Annotated in this window: 17 protein-coding genes, 1 tRNA gene and 2 pseudogenes; 6 read left to right on the top strand and 14 right to left on the bottom strand. The window is 34.8% G+C overall.

Features of this window, described 5'->3' with window-relative positions; translation table 11 throughout:
- Nucleotides 1-203 precede the first annotated feature (203 nt).
- The 5 genes from FACI_RS00985 to FACI_RS00965 all read right to left on the bottom strand — a co-directional run bounded on the left by FACI_RS00985 (nt 204) and on the right by FACI_RS00965 (nt 4,572).
- Nucleotides 204-1,325: an iron-containing alcohol dehydrogenase gene (locus FACI_RS00985; RefSeq protein WP_009886220.1), complete on the bottom strand. Its 1,122-nt coding sequence runs from the start codon at nt 1,323-1,325 to the stop codon at nt 204-206.
- Nucleotides 1,326-1,450: 125 nt separating this feature from the next.
- Entirely contained in the window at nt 1,451-2,212 is a 762-nt protein-coding gene (locus FACI_RS00980) for an SDR family oxidoreductase (RefSeq protein ID WP_048074111.1), read from the bottom strand.
- A gap of 56 nt (nt 2,213-2,268) precedes the next feature.
- Nucleotides 2,269-3,162, bottom strand: a complete 894-nt coding sequence (locus FACI_RS00975) for a diacylglycerol/lipid kinase family protein (protein WP_009886218.1) — start codon at nt 3,160-3,162, stop codon at nt 2,269-2,271.
- Nucleotides 3,137-3,334, bottom strand: a complete 198-nt coding sequence (locus FACI_RS00970; RefSeq protein ID WP_009886217.1) for a hypothetical protein — start codon at nt 3,332-3,334, stop codon at nt 3,137-3,139. The genes FACI_RS00975 and FACI_RS00970 overlap by 26 nt, the downstream gene beginning before the upstream one ends.
- Before the next feature lie 86 nt (nt 3,335-3,420).
- Nucleotides 3,421-4,572, bottom strand: a complete 1,152-nt coding sequence (locus FACI_RS00965; RefSeq protein WP_081143164.1) for an IS256-like element ISFac7 family transposase — start codon at nt 4,570-4,572, stop codon at nt 3,421-3,423.
- A gap of 91 nt (nt 4,573-4,663) precedes the next feature.
- On the opposite strand from FACI_RS00965, the gene FACI_RS00960 reads away from it, so the two are divergent.
- A complete protein-coding gene (locus FACI_RS00960) occupies nt 4,664-5,335 on the top strand; it encodes a nucleoside phosphorylase (RefSeq protein ID WP_009886215.1) in 672 nt (223 codons plus the stop codon).
- A gap of 57 nt (nt 5,336-5,392) precedes the next feature.
- Nucleotides 5,393-6,283 (top strand): annotated as a pseudogene (locus FACI_RS00955) (IS256 family transposase); the annotation flags it as partial.
- Between the two features lie 216 nt (nt 6,284-6,499).
- Here FACI_RS00955 and FACI_RS00950 read toward each other — a convergent pair.
- The 8 genes and pseudogenes from FACI_RS00950 to FACI_RS00915 form a co-directional block, all read right to left on the bottom strand.
- Nucleotides 6,500-7,216, bottom strand: a pseudogene (locus FACI_RS00950) (IS5 family transposase); the annotation flags it as partial.
- Between the two features lie 31 nt (nt 7,217-7,247).
- A complete protein-coding gene (locus tag FACI_RS00945; protein ID WP_019841329.1) occupies nt 7,248-7,469 on the bottom strand; it encodes a hypothetical protein in 222 nt (73 codons plus the stop codon).
- 1 nt (nt 7,470) lies between these two features.
- Entirely contained in the window at nt 7,471-7,692 is a 222-nt protein-coding gene (locus tag FACI_RS00940; RefSeq protein ID WP_048074018.1) for a hypothetical protein, read from the bottom strand.
- Between the two features lie 99 nt (nt 7,693-7,791).
- On the bottom strand, nt 7,792-8,991 hold the full coding sequence (locus FACI_RS00935; protein WP_009886209.1) for an MFS transporter: 1,200 nt from the start codon (nt 8,989-8,991) through the stop codon (nt 7,792-7,794).
- Between the two features lie 3 nt (nt 8,992-8,994).
- Nucleotides 8,995-9,417, bottom strand: a complete 423-nt coding sequence (locus FACI_RS00930; RefSeq protein ID WP_009886208.1) for a nuclear transport factor 2 family protein — start codon at nt 9,415-9,417, stop codon at nt 8,995-8,997.
- A 534-nt stretch (nt 9,418-9,951) separates the two neighbouring features.
- Nucleotides 9,952-10,024 (bottom strand) — tRNA-Arg (locus FACI_RS00925).
- A complete protein-coding gene (locus FACI_RS00920) occupies nt 10,024-10,506 on the bottom strand; it encodes an adenosine-specific kinase (protein WP_009886207.1) in 483 nt (160 codons plus the stop codon). The genes FACI_RS00925 and FACI_RS00920 overlap by 1 nt, the downstream gene beginning before the upstream one ends.
- Before the next feature lie 152 nt (nt 10,507-10,658).
- Nucleotides 10,659-12,104: an amino acid permease gene (locus tag FACI_RS00915; protein ID WP_009886206.1), complete on the bottom strand. Its 1,446-nt coding sequence runs from the start codon at nt 12,102-12,104 to the stop codon at nt 10,659-10,661.
- Between the two features lie 252 nt (nt 12,105-12,356).
- Between FACI_RS00915 and FACI_RS00910 the strand changes: the two genes are divergently transcribed.
- The gene (locus tag FACI_RS00910; protein ID WP_009886205.1) at nt 12,357-12,971 is read left to right on the top strand and encodes an MBL fold metallo-hydrolase; all 615 of its coding nucleotides are present in this window, start codon (nt 12,357-12,359) and stop codon (nt 12,969-12,971) included.
- Between the two features lie 29 nt (nt 12,972-13,000).
- Complete coding sequence (gene gltA, locus FACI_RS00905; protein ID WP_009886204.1) at nt 13,001-14,119, top strand: citrate synthase; 1,119 nt, start codon at nt 13,001-13,003, stop codon at nt 14,117-14,119.
- A gap of 2 nt (nt 14,120-14,121) precedes the next feature.
- Here the strand turns inward: gltA and FACI_RS00900 are convergent, their stop codons facing one another.
- Nucleotides 14,122-14,850: a metallophosphoesterase gene (locus FACI_RS00900; protein ID WP_009886203.1), complete on the bottom strand. Its 729-nt coding sequence runs from the start codon at nt 14,848-14,850 to the stop codon at nt 14,122-14,124.
- 306 nt (nt 14,851-15,156) lie between these two features.
- On the opposite strand from FACI_RS00900, the gene FACI_RS00895 reads away from it, so the two are divergent.
- Both FACI_RS00895 and FACI_RS00890 read left to right on the top strand, forming a co-directional pair.
- Nucleotides 15,157-16,296: a pyridoxal phosphate-dependent aminotransferase gene (locus FACI_RS00895; protein ID WP_009886202.1), complete on the top strand. Its 1,140-nt coding sequence runs from the start codon at nt 15,157-15,159 to the stop codon at nt 16,294-16,296.
- Between the two features lie 34 nt (nt 16,297-16,330).
- On the top strand, nt 16,331-18,640 hold the full coding sequence (locus tag FACI_RS00890) for a hypothetical protein (RefSeq protein WP_019841327.1): 2,310 nt from the start codon (nt 16,331-16,333) through the stop codon (nt 18,638-18,640).
- The last annotated feature ends 17 nt before the right edge of the window (nt 18,641-18,657 follow it).

Here is an 18,657-nt window from a genome sequence, read left to right as displayed (position 1 = left end):
GTTTATTAAAATAAGAAAATGCAAGTGAATTTAATACTATGAACTGAAGGCACAGGAGGTTGTGCTTTAAAATTCTACGGGCAATCGAAAATTATCATTTTGCTAACAAATTTTAATGCTTTAAAGATTTTAGTATAAAGCTATATGTACAGTGACTTTTGCCAGCGAAACAGAAAATAATTAACTCGCTGGAGCAGTTCGGATTACCACGAATCCAGAAACAGCCGCGTTATGTCATCCCTGCTGGCATCCGCTGGATTTGTTACAATTCCCGTGGATTCCGATGCCAGGCTCACAAGCTTATCGAGATTATTCCGGAATGCTTTTTCGTCTATCCCTGTTTCAGATATCCTGATAGTTTGCCCCAGAGCTTTGAGTATAATAACTATGGATTCGTACAGTGTTTTCCCTCTATACATTTCAGGAATTAAGAGGTTAAGCCTCTGATACTTCTCCCCGGCTGCCGCATAATTAAATTTAATTACTCCTGGAAGAAATATGCCAACAGATTTTCCATGCGCCACATGAAACATTGCACCTAGAGAATGGCCCAGAGCATGCGCTAGCCCTATCTGGGAATTTGAAAATGATAATCCTGCCATAGATGCCCCTATATGAACATTATTTCTCAACTCCAGATTCTCCGGATCTTTCACCAGTTTAACTATTGACGGAATAATTAGTTCAATGGCCTTCTCAGCCATGGCATCGGAATATGGATTGTTCCATCTGCTTGTGTAACCTTCTATGGCGTGTGTGATAGCATCGGTTGCAGTATTTATTGTCTGGGTTTTTGGCAGTGATTTAACCATCTGCGGGTCAAGTATTGCATAGTCAGGCATTATTTCCGGTGATGCCAGCTCATCTTTCCTATTTTCCATTTCATCTGAAATTACTGCAGCCCAGGTACATTCCGAACCGGTGCCACTGGTTGTGGGAATCGAAATTAATTTGCTTTTCTGCCTCAAATTCAGTTTAACAAGTGGTGTAACATCATAAAATTCGAGATCCGGGCGTTCATACTTAAAGAATAATATTTTTGAACTATCTATAACAGAACCGCCTCCTACAGATATAAAATAATCCGGTTTGAATTGATTTATCTCATCCAGGTGTTTTGCAATAGCTCTGTATTCCGGCTCTTCCGGGATATCATCAATTATTAATAATTCTGTTCCATGCAGGTTCTTTATTACTAGGTCTACAATGCCTGCTTTTCTGATATTTTTATCTGAAACTATAACAGCTCTTTTTATTGACAATGATTCCAGAAATCCTAATGATTCATCACCAAATATTATCTGCGGCGACCTAAAAAACCACATATAAATCGCCTCTTTCTGAATTGTTGTTATTATTATAGATTTTTTCCGGCTTTACGTTTATAAATTCCCACATAAAAAAATATTATGTATCTGTATATTAATATTATTATGGGTACATTAACCCTTTATCTGAAATAATCCGTTGCCATCTGTTCTCCGCCAGAGTCTATTGTTATAACCTGGCCAGTCATAGATTCGTTCCTGATCAAATAAAGAACCGTATCTGCAACTTCATCAGGGTCTATGAGTTTGCCCGTAAGCGTAAATTTCTTAGAAAAATTTTTCTCGTCTAGATTCATAATTTTCAGGAGGCTGTCGCCCATCCTGGTTTTAACTACTCCCGGTGCAACAGCATTTACACGGATATGGTGGCCGGCAGCTTCCAGGGAAAGATATTTAGTCATGCTAATAAGCGCTGCCTTGGTCATTCCATATACAGATAGCCCGGGGAAAGGGGATATGCCTGCCAGTGAGGCCATATTTATAATAACGCCATTGTCGTACTTGCTAACGAACTCTCTGGAAAGCCATACTGGAGAATAGAGGTTAGTGTTAAACATCAATTGCATGTGTTTTTCATCTATGTTTTCGAATGGCTCGAGAATACCAACTCCTGCGTTGTTGATAAGTATGTCAGGTTTTCCAAGTTTTTCTATAGCATCCCTGAATAATTTTTTCCTGCCTTCTTCTGTTGAAACATCCGCCATTGAAAGAATTCCGGACGATGCCTTATTTACCTCCTCCAGCGTCTGCATGCCTTCATCCTCATGGGTTCTAACGTTAACCACAATCTTCCCGCCTGCCTGTGCAAGTTTAATCGCAATAGCTTTTCCTATTCCCCTTCCTGACCCTGTTACTATACATACTTTATCTTTTATATCATACATTTCAACCATCACCTTTTTTTGGAATTATACGTATAGTTATCAGTCTCATTTTCTATTTAAATTTTATTTATGGCACTATTATCCTCTCCGGGCAACTCAAAAATATTTATTATACCCGGTAGAACTTCCACGGAGAAGGAATCAGCAATTATTATTTCTCCATCTATTTCAACAATGCTTTTGCAATTCACGCTTGCTTCTTTTATTTTTTTGTTAATTACATATTTGTCAGAGATGTAGGCGCCTGAACGGAGAGATGGGAGTTTAAATAAAATTCGTGACCTTGGCATGTATTTTATCAGATGCAGATCCAGGAATCCATCATCAATTTTAGAATCGGGGGATGCATGCATGCCCTTGCCAAAATACTGCCCATTTGCTATGATAATATCTATTATCTGCTCATGTATAATTTCATCCCCGATTTTTATGTCAGCCCCAATACTTTTCATCGTTAAAATATAGTAAAGGATAGCCTTCACGAATGTGGATCCTGTTCGATGCTCAGTGGAATTTACCCTCACCATTACATTCCCACCAAGGCCTGTTTCCATGATATTCATAAAATACCGGGATTTCCCGTTTATGTGCACAAGGCCGAGATCAACTTTTCTGAATCTCCCACCAGAAATAATCTCAGGGATTTCTTTTACAGTAACACGGCCTATTGTCCTTGTCAGGTCTGATCCGGTACCTGCTGGAACGGGAATGAGTATGGTATCCTTTCCCGCAAGTGCCTGTATTGCGTAATTTACAGTGCCATCACCATCGATAGCAATAAGATATTTTATATCTGGATTTTCGTCCATGAACTGGATAAAATTTGCAGGATCTTTTTCCGTGAAAGAGGAAGTCAGTTCATACCGATTTAATATGGATTTTATTTCTTCCATAATCTTTAAGGCATTTCCAGAACCTGCATGTTCATTTGCCAGTATATGTATTTTCATAATAACTCTCCATTAACGAATTAATACTATTCTCCATTGATTTCCCGGAATCAGTGGAGTAAATACTGAGAGCTAACCTGCGCCTGATAATATCCCCGGAGTATACAGGGCACTCATTTTTAATTATGTCCTCTATGCTATCAGATTTCCTGCTATAATCTATATAGGGCATATTTTTAATTTATTTTTATGTAAAATTTATAGCTTATAATTTAAATATTGATAATGTACATTATTTTCTGTAAATTGTAAATAGCCTTACTGACTGTTGATTTCCTCCATATTTATATATTTTCTTCCTGTTACATACTCCTCATTTATGTCTATCATTATTGAGCCTGCCAATCTCATTGCAGAATCATCAGATGGAAATGCACCTATTTTCTTAGTCCTTCTTTTTATTTCTGCATTTAAACGTTCTATAGTATTGGATACTCTTAATCTCCTTAATCCCTGTATATTTGTATTGAATGATCTGTAGTTGTATAATGAATCATAGTATTTATCGAACATAGTAGAACATTTATCTAATCCTCTATCAAAAAGCTTATCCTGCAGTAAAGGGAGTATATCAGGATTATCCAGTGCCTGTTTTATAAGCAATGATAGAAACTTCCATTGCTGTTTTCCCGTTGATTTCCTTAAGTTCCTCATAAAATGGACATGGCAGTATTGCCAAGATGATCCAGGGAATGACTGTTTAACTGCTTCCCTAATACCCTTATTGCCATCTGATATTACCATCTCAACACCATTCAATCCCCTATCCTTAAGATCATCAAAGAATAGTTCCCACTCTATTTCAGTTTCAGAGTCATATATTCTTGCTCCAAGAACTTCACGATATCCATCACTGTTAATCCCTACACAGATGTATATTGCCTTATTCCTGTACCTCCCATTATTTCTTATTTTAAGGTATGTTCCATCTATATATATGAATTTATATTCTCCATCAATCTTCCTTTCAAGGAATTCATTTACTGTTTTATCAAGCCTTGAGGATAATGATGACACATAGGATGGTGATACTTCTATGCCTAAGGATTTTATTACCTTATTAACGCTTCTTGTAGATACACCGCTCAGGTATGATTCCAGTATTATGGATTCTACTGATTTTTCTACTCTGGAATAATTGTCAAATACAGCTGTATGGAAAGATGTTTCCCTGAACTGTGGCTTATCTAATATAACCTTTCCATCTGTTGTTAACAATGATCTCTGCTTATACCCATTCCTGTAATCCTTTCTATTGCTATTTCTCTCATACCTGGATGCATTGATCTGTTCCTCTGCTTCCTCATTCATGAGATCATTAAGAATCCATTTCTTTAAATCTCTCATATTCTCCCTGTTCAATCCATAACTTTTTATCTTTTCTTTTACTTCTTTTAATTGGTCTTGCACTTTTTTCACCCCAATCTAAATTGTGCAAGGCCATTTATAATTTACAGACAATTACTTACACTATCTAAATATTAATATTTAATAGTAAAATATGGTTTTTAAATCTAAAAAAGGAGATATTGCAGGAAATGCATTAGTAGTAGCAAATGTAGATCGTTTTAATATGGTTAAAAATAAATTAAGCGATATAAAGCTTGTTAATGATTTTATGGGATATTATACATATACAGGTTTTTATGAAAATAAAAGACTAACATTATCATGGAGCGGAATAGGAAATACTTCGCTTGCACTGGATACTTTAGAGCTTTATAAATTAGGGGCAAAAAATATTATAAGATTCGGTTCGACAGCATCCATAAATAAGAATATTAAACCCGGTTCATATGTAATGCCAATATCATATTCGCATAATAATGGCGGATTATTCAACGAAGAAATTAAGGACAATTTATCTATATCATTATCTGCTGATTATGATTTATTAAAAAAATTTGATTTGAATCTTAAAGATTATGAACATTATATTACAGATGCTTTTACTACCGATTCGCAGAAAGTAAGGACAAATGAATTCATAGATAAATTAAATAAATTAGGCATAGATAATTTGGATATGGAAGGATCTGCTCTTTATTTAAATTCTAAATTATATAATTTTAAAGCTTTATCAGTTCTTACGGTATATTCAAATTTAATTACAGGGGAATCCTTGGTTGTGTATGTAATTTTGTGTAAATATAAACCCCCCTGTTATCAATGAATTTAATCATTAAATAACAGGAAAGGATACCTCTTTTGAGCAGAGAGGTAACAAAATATGGAAAATACAGATATAAACATATCGGCTCTTGAGAATGTAGATATAGATAGAATATTAAAGGAAGCAATAAAAGAGAAAATAGAGAAATTAATGGAAACAGAATTAAATGCATATCTAGAGGAAAATCCAGGAATAAAGAATGGAAAATATAAAAGAGATTTAAAGACAAAGTATGGTGAAATAAAACAATTAAATGTTCCCAGAGACAGGGATAGCAATTTCCATACACAGGTAATAGAACCATATAACAGATCAATAGGAATGGAAGATCTTATAGTATCAATGTATTCCAATGGAATATCTACAAGGAGAATAGCAGGTATAATGGAGGATATTTTAGGGAATAAATATTCTAAATCTACTATATCCAGAATAACAGATTTAACCATAGAAGAGGTTTATAAATTTATTAACAGGCCATTGGACAAAAGGTATATAGCAGTATTCTTAGATGGATTATTCTTCTATTTAAGAAGGGGAAATGTAGATAAAGAGCCTGTTATATTTGCATTAGGAATAAAAGAAACAGGAGAGTATGAAGTATTAGGGTTCTATTTAACAGTTAAAGAATCACATAATGCATACAAGGAAGTACTTGAAGATCTGTATAATAGAGGATTAAAGGAGCCATTGTTAATTGTAGCAGATGGAATAAAGAATTTAGATGAGGAAGTAATGGAAATATATCCCCGATCAGAATTCCAATTGTGTACAATACACTATGCAAGGGGATTAAAATCCAATGTAAGGGAGAAAGATATTGATGAAATAACAATAGATGCGAATAAGATGTTTAAATGTGATAATAAGGAAGAAGCTATAATAAGATTTAATGATTTCAAGAGTTTTTATTATTCCATTCTTAACCGCAGCCCTGATTCCGTTTACATTCCACGACAGTATTTTCATATTATTGTAATAATTATGTTATATATAAAGCAGGGTGTGGAATTTATCAAAATTACAAAACTTTCCTATCCGGATAAATTGCAAGATCTGTAATATGCTATGGAAATATGGATAAATAAAGCTACTGGTTACACAGTAAGTTCGAGAAATAAATGAAACATAAATGTTATTCATAAAATGTAGTGTGTTGCATAATTAATAGGCATGTGTCATCCCCCTCATAATATTGTAATTGACTACCTTAAGAGCTAATTCCTGTATAATATACTCTATTTTCTTAGCTTTAATTATCTCTGTCATTACTCTTTTTAATCCTGAAAAATATATTTCCACGAGCCACCTTTTGCCATAGCTATTGTTCTCTTTCAACTGTTCCATAGAATTCTTTTTAATATATCTTACAATCCTGGCCCTTGTGGATGAACCTCTGGATTTGGTAGAAGCATTTTTCCTGGGAGGTATTATTGCATTATATCCGAACATATTGTAAATATACTTTGAATCATATCCCCTATCTCCAAATATTCTTAGAATATTATTTTTCATTTTACTCAATAGTTTTCTAGCAGCTTTAGAATCATGTGTATGCTCATCTGTAATTGTGAATGATAATACAGTAACATCTTTTAATGATATTATTACATGTAATTTGAGCCATCCATTCCTTTTCCTATGCCATTTATGCCTTAAATAGTCTCCCCTTATTGTTATCTTAGAGCCAGTAGAATCTATAATGCAATCCAGCTTACTGTTAATATTGCTATTCAGATCTGGCTTAATTCTCCTTATCCTCCTGAATATTTCACTATATGATATTGATTTTATATTAGCTATAATTGCTAAGGACCTTAACATGCCTTCAAGTGACCTGAATGGAACATTGAATATAGATCTTAATCTAGCGCTATAAACTGTGTAGCCTTTCCAACTATTTCCCAATCAGTCATAATCTCACCGCCCTCAATTCATCATTTTCTCCGCGGAATATTGTCCATCCAGGCGGAACAAAGGTGCTTGACCCATCTTCTTCAATTACAGATGGCCCTTTTATCTCCTTCTTTACTGGCAATGAATTCCGCTGGTAAACCTCAACATTTTCCCATTTGCCATTTATGTATACATTTCTCTTCTGTGGAGCCAGTTCCTTGTTTTTTACACTATGCATATCAGGTTTTACCCTTTTCTTTATTGCAAAATTTGTATGGATGTCCTATTTTACCATTATTATTTTCCTCCAATAGAGAATCATAATCCCTTATGAATGATAGATCTGCAAGGTATTCTATTCTATCTGCAAGTGATTCATTATACTTTTCCCATCTCCTGTTTGATCCAATCCAGTACCTTTTTATACTTCTATTTATTTTATTATTGATTTGTGGAGTCAAAGCAAATCACCCCTATATTTCACTATATAGGGGGTTTTCCTTTTAAGTTTTAAATTTATTATGGAATAATTATTAAATTGAAATGAATTATGCAACACACTATAATTTTAGTTTATTTTTATATAGAATCAATGTAATTGATAATGCTGTTAAATTGAAAATAATTATTATTAATATAACATAATTCAAATTTAACAGTAATTTTGAGGCTATTCCAAGACCGATTGCATTTGTTACTATTCCCTGCAATGACCTTATTCCTGAACCTGTTATCCTATCATTTTTATTTAATGAATTCATTGTATATGCTGTATTTGATGTTGTTGCAACTCCTGTAGATGAACCTAAAAATACTTCAGGAAATAGAAAATTAAAGAATAATAACAATGAAAACACACTCATTGATAAAAATCCAAGGGATGCTATTTTTAATCCGTATTTATCATGCAATTTTCCTGAAATAAATGATGTAAATGTAAAGAATAATGGATATATTAAAACCAATAAACCGACAATTAAAGGACTGTATTTCAATGAATACAATAAAAATACAAAGTATGCTGCAAGCATATTTCTTGTTATAGAATGTAAAAATCCTGAAAATGATGATAATGAAAATTCTTTGCTTAATTTAATTCTAAATGATAATACTAAACCTATTATTGCAATAATTATAAATGGAATATAATATATCGATAATATTAATCCGGAGAATAATAATGTAATATAAAATGATGATTTTCCTATTTCTGATTTTCCTTTTATTTCATCTATATTTATTATTAATATAATTGATAATAATGATAAAAATGCTGTAAATAAAAATAGGTACTTATAATTTATTGATGCCATTAAACCGCCCAATGGAAGACCTATAACATAGCCTAAGCTTATTATTGTATGGTTTAACCCTATTGATTTACCTCTATTTATATCAGAGCTTATTAATGATGCATATGATAATGATGTTAATATGACCATTGATCCTCCAATGCCCTGAATTGCCCTTAATAAAAGCATTACAATAAAATTATTTGAAATAAAAATCAAGATTGATGCTATTAGCATTATAAATGAACCGGTTATCATTACCTTTTTTATTCCCTTTTTATCTGCTATTAATGAAAAAGGAATAACAAGCAATGTTTCTGTTATTACAAATATTATTATTAATAATGTCGATTCTGAATATGATATGCTGAATTCCTTTGATATTTCAGGTATAGCAAGTAGAATCATTGTTGCTTCTAACGCTGCTGTAAATCCAGGCAATGATGTAAATACTATTTTTTTATTCATTTTTCACTTAAATATATTTATTCCAACTGCTTTAAGTACAGATAAAACATCAAAATAAACATGTTCTTCCTTTATACATGTGTGCGATTTATTTAAAACCAAAACATCCACACCGTAAATCTCAAAAGGTTTATTACTAATTTTTAAGTTGTATCTTAAACCGTTAAAAGTGGCTTTTCCGAGCCATTCGCCAAATCCTACATTATTATTCCATGCAACGTTTATTAATGTAAAAGTATAATCAGGAAATGTCTCAAAAAATTTTTTTAAATAAACTTCGAAATCACCTTTTTTCCTTATAATTTTTGGTTCTTCTCCTGGATGTATATATAACATATCATCATCATAATATTTTAGTAATTCAAAAATATTATGTGAATTCCAGGCATTAATAAAATCTATTTCAAATTTTTTATAATTATTCATACTAACTTTAAATACTTTGATATATATATATATATTGGTAATAATATTAATAAATAATTTATTAATAAATTAATATTGTTTAAATTAAAATATACCAAGTTTCAATATATAAATATTATACATGACCGCGTCATATTTATTTTATAATTTATAATTGGTATGTCCCATCTAAATTTGGACACTTCTGATGATATGGTTAGATTAATAAAATCTGGTCTGCTCCATTTATTATTTAGACAGTTATCAAGTGGAATATATAGAAATTGATAAATATAAATTGGAATATAATGAGGTGATATAATTAAAATCCATGTTATTTTTATCAAATTATAGATCGTTGGTTTTATATATTGGAAATTGGTATGTTAATATAAATATCAGATAGTTTATTCCTGTTTTTTATTTTCCTGAAAAATCTGTTAATATACCAATGAAATAATGATTTGTTGATATCAGGATAAAATTAATGCAAAGCAGTTTAAATGTATATAAAAAAGGTGTTATATGAGTTCATTTCAGTTACCATTAATGAAATGAGCCCGCCGGGATTCGAACCCGGATTATAGGCTCCGGAGGCCTATATGATAATCCGTTACACCACGGGCCCTAAGACTTATAACCTATGTCCCTGAGGAATTTCCTGCGTTTTTCCTTATCTTTATCTGTTTCAACTCCAACAGGGGAATAGCCATCCGCAACGCCTATAACTGCATTTGTATTTTCTGTTTTCGCAAGTATCACTTTGATAGGATTTGCAGTGGCAGCAAAAATAGCCCCGAGCTCCTGCGTCATCTTCAATTGTGGCAGGATGTTAATTGGAAATGCATTTCTAAGCAGTATCATAAACGTGTGCCCGGCAGAAATTTTTTTGATATTTTCTATTCCACAGTCTATCAACTCCTTATTGTTACCTTCATAACGGATTAATTTATCGCCGGAAGCTTCAGAAAATACAATAGCATATTCACACCCTGGAATGGTTGTTTTTATGATTTCATTCATATCTTCAACCGTTTTGATGAAATGTGAATAACCTAATATGATGTTCACATCTTCAGGTTTGTTAATTTCTACGGCAACAATTTCCATAGTGGCATAATCAATTAAACGAATATTAATTTAATGTTTATTGCTGTGTTATAACGTACAAACAATTAATCTGATAAGATAGTTTAAATCTGAACTTTAATTATATCTATGAAAATAATAATTATAAAAATTTTGTTATAATAATAAAAAATTTATGTTCTGGACTTCATATTGAATTCCCCTGCATCTTTCAGAATTTCAGGCTTTTTAATTCTATAGTAAAGTGTTACCACTATACCACCTAACAGTATCCACAGGATAGTAACAACGAAAGACACGAAATATGCGTCATTTACTGCGCTTGGAGTGACAAGGAACTTTTTAAATATATCACTCATGGTAAAGTATATGACAACAAGCCCGATGATTGTAGCCAGCGAGGGCAATATCCCATGTTTCAGCAGGTTGAACCTATTAACTCTTCTGGTATATAGAGTAAGCGATGTATTTGCAATCATATGGACTATTACTATAGAGATCCCTGTGCCAGCTTCAAGTACAAAGGCGGCACTGAGCGGGCCAAAAATGAGGCCCATGATTACGTCAAGCACAAATGAAAGTCCAGCCCATATTATTGCAGCATTGGCAGGAGAATGGTGTTTTTCATTAATTTTTCCTATAGTTTCTGGAAATACCACATGGTCCCTGGCCGCCGAGTACCACCATCTGCTAACTGCAGTTGCCTTTGAAACTCCGTTTGAAAAATAGCTGTTAATTGTAAACACTATCAAAAGCACCAGCCCTATAGGTCCAAGGTATCTCGAGAAAACAGTTAAACCAGCATCGCTATGTGATGCAAAACTCCCAATACTGCTGACTCCCCAGCCAACTGTTAAAGCGTATGCTGCCGGTATAAGTGCAACTGCAGTGAGGACCATAGCAAATATTATAGATTTTCCAATGTTTTTCTTCGGCTTGCTTATCTCCTCAGATATTGTGGTAACTACACCTGAACCTGTAAAGTCCAGAATTGAGAAAACAGAAGCGAACATTATAGATGAAAATCCAACGCTATAGGGCCCTGTAATCTCAAATGGCACCACAGAATTATGCCCGCCTACCCTTATAATAATAATTATGGATCCTATCAGGAGAAACATAATTTCCAGCAACCCTGTTATTGCTGTATAATTCAATGAGGGCCGGATACCGAGATATGTTACAATTATAATGAAAGCGGTAAAAATACCTGCAAACAGAATCCAGAGATAGGGTATGGAAGTAACCTCAGGGGCCATAAGGAATATAAAGCTTGAAAGCCCTAGTATTCCAAATGCGGCTCCTGTAATATCATAATACATGAAGCTTAATGCCGTTATTGGCCCCAGCCTTCCCTTTTCAGTTGCTCCTGCAGCATATGCATAATAACTACCCGAATTTGATTTAATTTTGGAAAATTCATAGGGTGTAATCATCCATAATGCATATATAATCCAGCCTATAATTACAGACATAACTGTCTGGGCTCCGGAAATTGAAAATGAAGCTACAAGCAATATAGCTATATCGGCGGCCGGCGCCACCTGCCCCAGAGATTGGAAAATTCCCTGCAAAAGCCCGACAGAGTCTCTCTTTAATTTGGTGTGAGTAATAACCATTTAGACACCTGTATGTATTATATTTATATAGTATAAAGGTTTTTTGGTATAAATTGTGAAAATTTATATAATTATAATAGTAATATAATTGGAAATTGCCATATACTATGGTTTGTACTGATATAAATCCCAAGATTAATGGGGATTTATCTGCCATATATAAAAACTAATTTATATTGAAATTAAATCAAGCTCGGAAAAATATGAACTGCCATAGGATATCTTTATAAATACATACAAGTTATAGCCAGTATGAAAATTTCAGATTCAATTGAAAAGATAGATGGAGCTATGGCAAATTCGTATCTCATAATGATTGACGGAATGAACATTATTGTGGACGCCGGCACACCGGGTTCAGGTAAGAAAATTACAGGATACCTGGAAGATCATAAAATTAAGCTAGATGCAATACTCATAACACATTATCACGTTGACCATGTAGGGGGACTTTCCAGAATTTATGAAAAATACCATCCTGAAATCTTTGTCCCTGCTAATGAGCTCAGTATTATATCAGGGTCTGAACCTGTTCCACCAAAACCTTTCTTGCCTAAATTTGCATCCACAATTATGCGTGCCCGGAAAGTGAAGGACCTGAAACCATCTTCAGATATGAATATCTCCGGCATTGAACTGGTAAAAACGCCTGGGCATACAAGGGATTCAACATCATACTATCTAAAGGAACAGAAAGTAGTCTTCAGTGGAGATGCCGCTGTAAATCTTAAAGGTGTTCCGGGATACAATAAAGGATTCGCAGCGAACCCGGAAAATGCAGAGAAATCTCTTAAAGCCATACGTACCATGGATGCATTAATCCTGCCCGGTCATGGCGATAAAATGGATTTAAGGACAGGCATCTAACCTTTTATATATTTAATGCATTACATTATATGGAAGAAATTAGCCCGGGACTTGAAAACGTATACATAAAATATACAGAATTGACTTTTATTGATGGACAGAAAGGAATAATGCGATACAGGGGATATGATATTAATGAACTGGCAGAAAAATCATCCTTTGAAAAAGTTTCTTATCTAATGCTTTTCGGAAAGTTTCCTGATGATTCCGAATTAAAAAATTTCCAAAATAAGATAAACAGCCATCTGGCACTGGATGATTATTTAAAGGATATACTAAGAGCCATGCCAGAAACCTCTGATTCACTTGGAATATTGCAGACACTGTTGTCAGCGAAAGCATCTAAAGAATCTAATTATAAATATACGAAAGAAAATGATGGGGAAAAAATACCAGAAATTCTGGGCTCTGTCCTTTCTATGGTTGCAAATATATACAGGCTCAAATCAGGAAACAATATAATAGACCCTGAACCCGGTGAAAGTTATGCAGAAACATTCCTGAAAGCCTGTTCTGGAAGTGCAGATAAAAATAAAATAAGTGCTATGGATTCTGCACTTATTCTTTATATGGATCATGAAATACCGGCATCCACAACAGCTGCACTGGTAACAGCATCCACACTATCTGATATGTATTCATCACTGGCATCAGCCATTGCAGCATTGCGTGGCCCACTCCATGGCGGAGCCGCTGAGGGTGCTTACAGGCAGTTTCTGGAAATAGGGGAACCAGAAAATGTTAATGCATGGTTTGAAAACAATATACTCAATGGGAAAAGAAGGCTTGTTGGATTCGGGCACAGGGTTTACAGGACATATGACCCCCGTTTGAAAACTTTCAAGAAATATGCCGATATACTTTCAACAACAGAAGAGCAGAAAAAAATACTGGCTATTGCAAAAAGGCTTGAAGAAGCAGGTGTCAAAGCTTTTGGGTCTAAGGGTATATATACAAATACAGATTTCTATGCAGGGATGGTTTTTAATGCAATAGGCTTTCCGGTAGACATGTTTACCACTTTATTTGGACTTTCAAGAATATCAGGGATTCTGGCACACATTACAGAATACGTGGAAACACAGGAGAGGCTTATCAGGCCAAGGGCGATATATAGAGGTTCTGGAGAAAGGAAATACCCGGAATAATTTTATAATTTCTGTGCAAGGTCTGTAACATACCCGAAATCGAGAAGGCCAAAGTCTTCTGTTATACCATAAGCTCTGAATTTCTTTGAAACATTTTTTAAAACGGGAGTGAAATGTTCATTATTTAATAAGGATTCAGATACATCTGTTCCTGAAGAGAAAAAACTCATTGCAGGGGTGATTAACATTTTCTGTTCATTATTGTAGACAAAGGCAGGGAGTTTAAACACACTTCCAATTTCATCCCTGAGCACTACCGAAGGGTGTTCATGCCCCAGTATAGTTAATTTTCTGTAGGACATATCCCGGTCTCCATGATATATGTAATAATTATCAGTTTCATAATAATCATATATTTCTAGGCCATTTGACTTTAATATGGTCATGAGGTAGTTGTCATGGTTTCCCCTTACGAATATTAGCTCTGACTCCTTCCTGTACCTGTCAATGAAATGGTTAACATCGTCCCATTCCTGTGGAAGATTTCTGGAGAATTCCTGTTTGAAGTCTCCGTTAATAATAATTTTAGATGGTGAATACCTATCCATTATCTGGTCAACCATTTTTTCAACATGGCTTCTCTGCAATTTCGGCAAAAAAATACCGTGCAGGTTCATTTCCTCCTCAAAACCCAGGTGCAGATCTGAAATTACAACTGCAGATATATCCTGCAGGTAAACGCAATACAGGTCTGATATGAAAACATCTTTTACAATCTGAATATCTTTCAATCTGTATAATCATTGAAAATATAATAATAATCTTTGCGGAAGGGCGAAGAAAACCGGATTTTATTTGTATTATAAAATTGCAGCTATGAAACCCGGGGCTTAGCATTCTGAGAGACCCCGGAACCGGAACAAAACCATAGGGAAATCATTACTCCAGAATATGAATAAAACCGTGATATCAATTATCCGGCCTTCTATACCGAATTACTCTATAACTATACTGCATGACCGGTTAAGCCTACGTATACAATCATTTATACATATTTCAAATGGACAAATATTTAAGCTATATAGTTATGACTTTTTATGGTATCTTCCAGAGTAAACGGCATAAACGAATCTGCCACTGTCAGTATGTCCAATAAGGCTGCAGAACTGAAAGCAGCAGGAAAAACAATCTACAGTTTCGGTATAGGGGAACCGGACTTTACAACGCCTGAAGAAATAATAGATTATGCTTTTAAAGAAGCCAGAGAGGGAAAAACCCATTATACCCCATCGGCAGGCATTATGGAATTAAGGGAGAAAATAGCAGAAAAAATGAAGAAAAAGAATAATATAGATGCAACTGCATCAAATGTTCTGGTTACACCAACTAAATTTTCACTGAATCTGGCATTGTATTCGATTATAGATCCTGGTGAAGAAGTTCTCCTTCCGGCACCTTATTATGTATCATATCCTGATATAATAAAGTTGAATCAGGGCAAAATGATAACAGTACCTACGGATGAAAATTATGAATTTGATTTTCAGGAAATGAAAAAATACATATCGCCCAAAACAAAGGCATTTATGTTTAACAATCCTGTGAATCCAACGGGAAAGGTATATTCAGAGAAATCATTGAGGGCACTTGCAGACTTTATACTGGAAAATGACCTTTATCTGATTTCGGATGAGATTTATGAAGATTTAATCTACAAAGGCAGGATGTTTTCTCCAGGGTCTATAGAGGAGATGAAGGATAAAACAGTAACATTAAGCGGATTTTCAAAAAGTTACGCTATGACCGGCTGGAGGATAGGATATATGGTGGCACCATTGGATATAATAAAAGCTGCTAATAAGGTCCAGCAGCAGACATTGACCTGTGCACCTTCCATATCACAATATGGTGCAATGAAAGCACTCGAGGATGAAGAAAGTGTTGCAAAGATGAGGCAGGAATTCGCAAAAAGGCGGGATTTAACGGTTTCCCTGTTGAAAGAGATAGATGGGATAACGTTATATGAACCTGAAGGGGCTTTTTATGCATTTCCGGGATATTCGACTGAAAAGGCAGATGATAAGTTATCTATGGAACTTCTTGAAAAATACAACGTTATTGTTACACCAGGGAGTCCATTTGGAGCTCCCGGGCATTTCAGGATTTCCTATGCCACATCACAGGATGTTATCAGGGAAGGTATTGGAAGAATAGAGAAATATTTCAATAATTTATAAAAAGATATATATATAAAAATTTACATTACCGTGAATGGGAAAATTAACTGCCATTATAGTAGGGTATATAGCTACTACTTTCGCGGCGTATATTATTTTATCTGTAAGTTATAATCCACTGGTAAACTGGCTTGGTCCATATTTTGGCTACCGTTTTCCATTCATACTTGGGATTATTTATCTCATTGTAGGATCGCCATTACATAACACAATTATACTGGAAGTATGGATTATAATAGGGTTGCTTGTTGGAATTTCCACACGGAAGGGCTTGCGTGCATGGGGATCTGCGAGCCTTGTCTGGACATTGACCACAATTACCATGGCACTTTCCGCCATTGCAATGCTTGGAATCTCTTTAGGAAACATAACCAGCGTTTCAATAATTTCGGGTACTGTTTCACAGCTTTTGGATGTATTACTGGCTGCAACAGCTTTCGTCCCATACAGCACCAATATAGCTACTATCGCAACAGAGCCGGTATTACGGGTTTTAATTCCATATCTTTCATCCTCCATCACCTCGGGCACCACAGGCACAGCAGGATTGAGCGGAGCTATTACAGAATTGTCAATACATGCACTGGAAAATTATATAATATTTGTAGCCACATCCATAATCTCAGGGGCTGTAATACACAGGGTCCTCCACGGAAAGAAAAAAATATCCAGGAAGGCTGTAGCAGCGGCCATATCAATATTTATTGCCATCATTTTTATAGCAATGGCTGCTTCTGCAGGAATCAGTTCCAGCAGCCAGCCAGCACTTCAGACAGGTGAAACTGGAAACCATGAAATTCCTGCTGTCGGGTTAAATACATTATTTCCTCTTTCTATATCCGGTAATTCAGCAAGGATAGCTGAAAATAATACTGTAATGCCATCATACGCTACAGGAAATAATTCATCTGATCAGGCAGCCCTGAGTTTGATAACTCCTCAGGGGAATCTGTACAATCTATTTGCAATGGATTCTTCCAGCAATAATTCCAATTCTATCTGGAGTGGAAACGGGCTAATGTTAGGAGATTTTATAGTCTCAGCCAATATGACATCTCTCATAGGGAGTGAGCTGGGAGCAGAATATAGCAAACTAGCATCTTTCGCCCCACAGAATGCCCTTATACTTGCATATAATGGGACAGGACATAGTGGATCAGCATCCTCAATGGCTTCTTCCATTGGAAAAGAAATTGGAACGACATTTAATCCTGTTGTCGCATTAAAAAATATTACACTTTCAGGAAATAATGTTGAGATCTTTATTTATTCCTCATCCGCCTCCATTCATAAACTTGATAGTGACTTTATGGCTACATTTGGTAATGGCTACAATGGCAGCGTTCCTGAAATATTTGTTACAGACCAGGGATTAAACAATTACAATTCATACATTCTCTCTTCAGGATATATTAATGCATCAATTGTTAAATCCCTTGCTGGAAATACAGGCATTAACCTTTCTAACGAGTTATTTACTGCGGGGTTATTTGAATACACCAACCATTTCCATTCGTCCGGAGATGTGCATTCATACAATCTGTCAGAGCTCATGCAATATAGTTCTAACATCTCGTTCAGCAATTCGTCGCAGCTTTCGCTTGTAGGCATAGGTTATAATAATGGCACTGGCAGTGTTGTTGATACTTCAAATTATACCTTTGATATATACTCAAACAATGCGTCGCTTGCAGCACAAACAGCCCTGAACACCCCCGGTTCAACTTTTCATAATTCAAATTACCGGGCATTTTCACCTTCGTCTGTGTCAGTAAAGTTTAATGCAGTCTTCCCCGCATATATATTATATGATACAACCGTTAAAAGGGTATCTGCAAATACTGTTGAAATTAACGTACACATAAAAAACAATGACACATCACAGTTAAAAGACTTTTACGCATCGCAATCCGCATTTGTAAATAATTATGTAAAGTACGGGGCTGCATCATCAGTTTCAGGAAACTACAACGAATCTAATATAACCTTATCTCCCGGGCACTATGCAAATTTCACATATAAAATATCATTTACAGGCATAGGCACATATGTAATACCATATACTAATATATCATATAACCTCCAGGGAAAGGCTTTTTCATACGGAACCAATGCTACATATATATCCCAGGAAAAACCAGGATACATCACCGCTATGAATTCCATGATAAACAATGAAGCTTCACAGTATACTTTTCTGGGCAAAACAATCATAGCAGTCCAGGGATTTGCTATATCATTAATTGACATCATACTGTTCGCTATCGTGGCTCTGGATGTAGTGATAGAAGTGAAAGGATTAAGGAAGCTGATTAGGGAACATAACCAGAATACTGAAAAATAAAATATTATTTTTAAATT

The sequence above is a fragment of the Ferroplasma acidarmanus Fer1 genome, assembly GCF_000152265.2.
Taxonomy (GTDB): domain Archaea; phylum Thermoplasmatota; class Thermoplasmata; order Thermoplasmatales; family Thermoplasmataceae; genus Ferroplasma; species Ferroplasma acidiphilum.
Note: the sequence above shows the minus strand (reverse complement) of the source record. Positions and strands in the feature narration are given on the sequence as shown.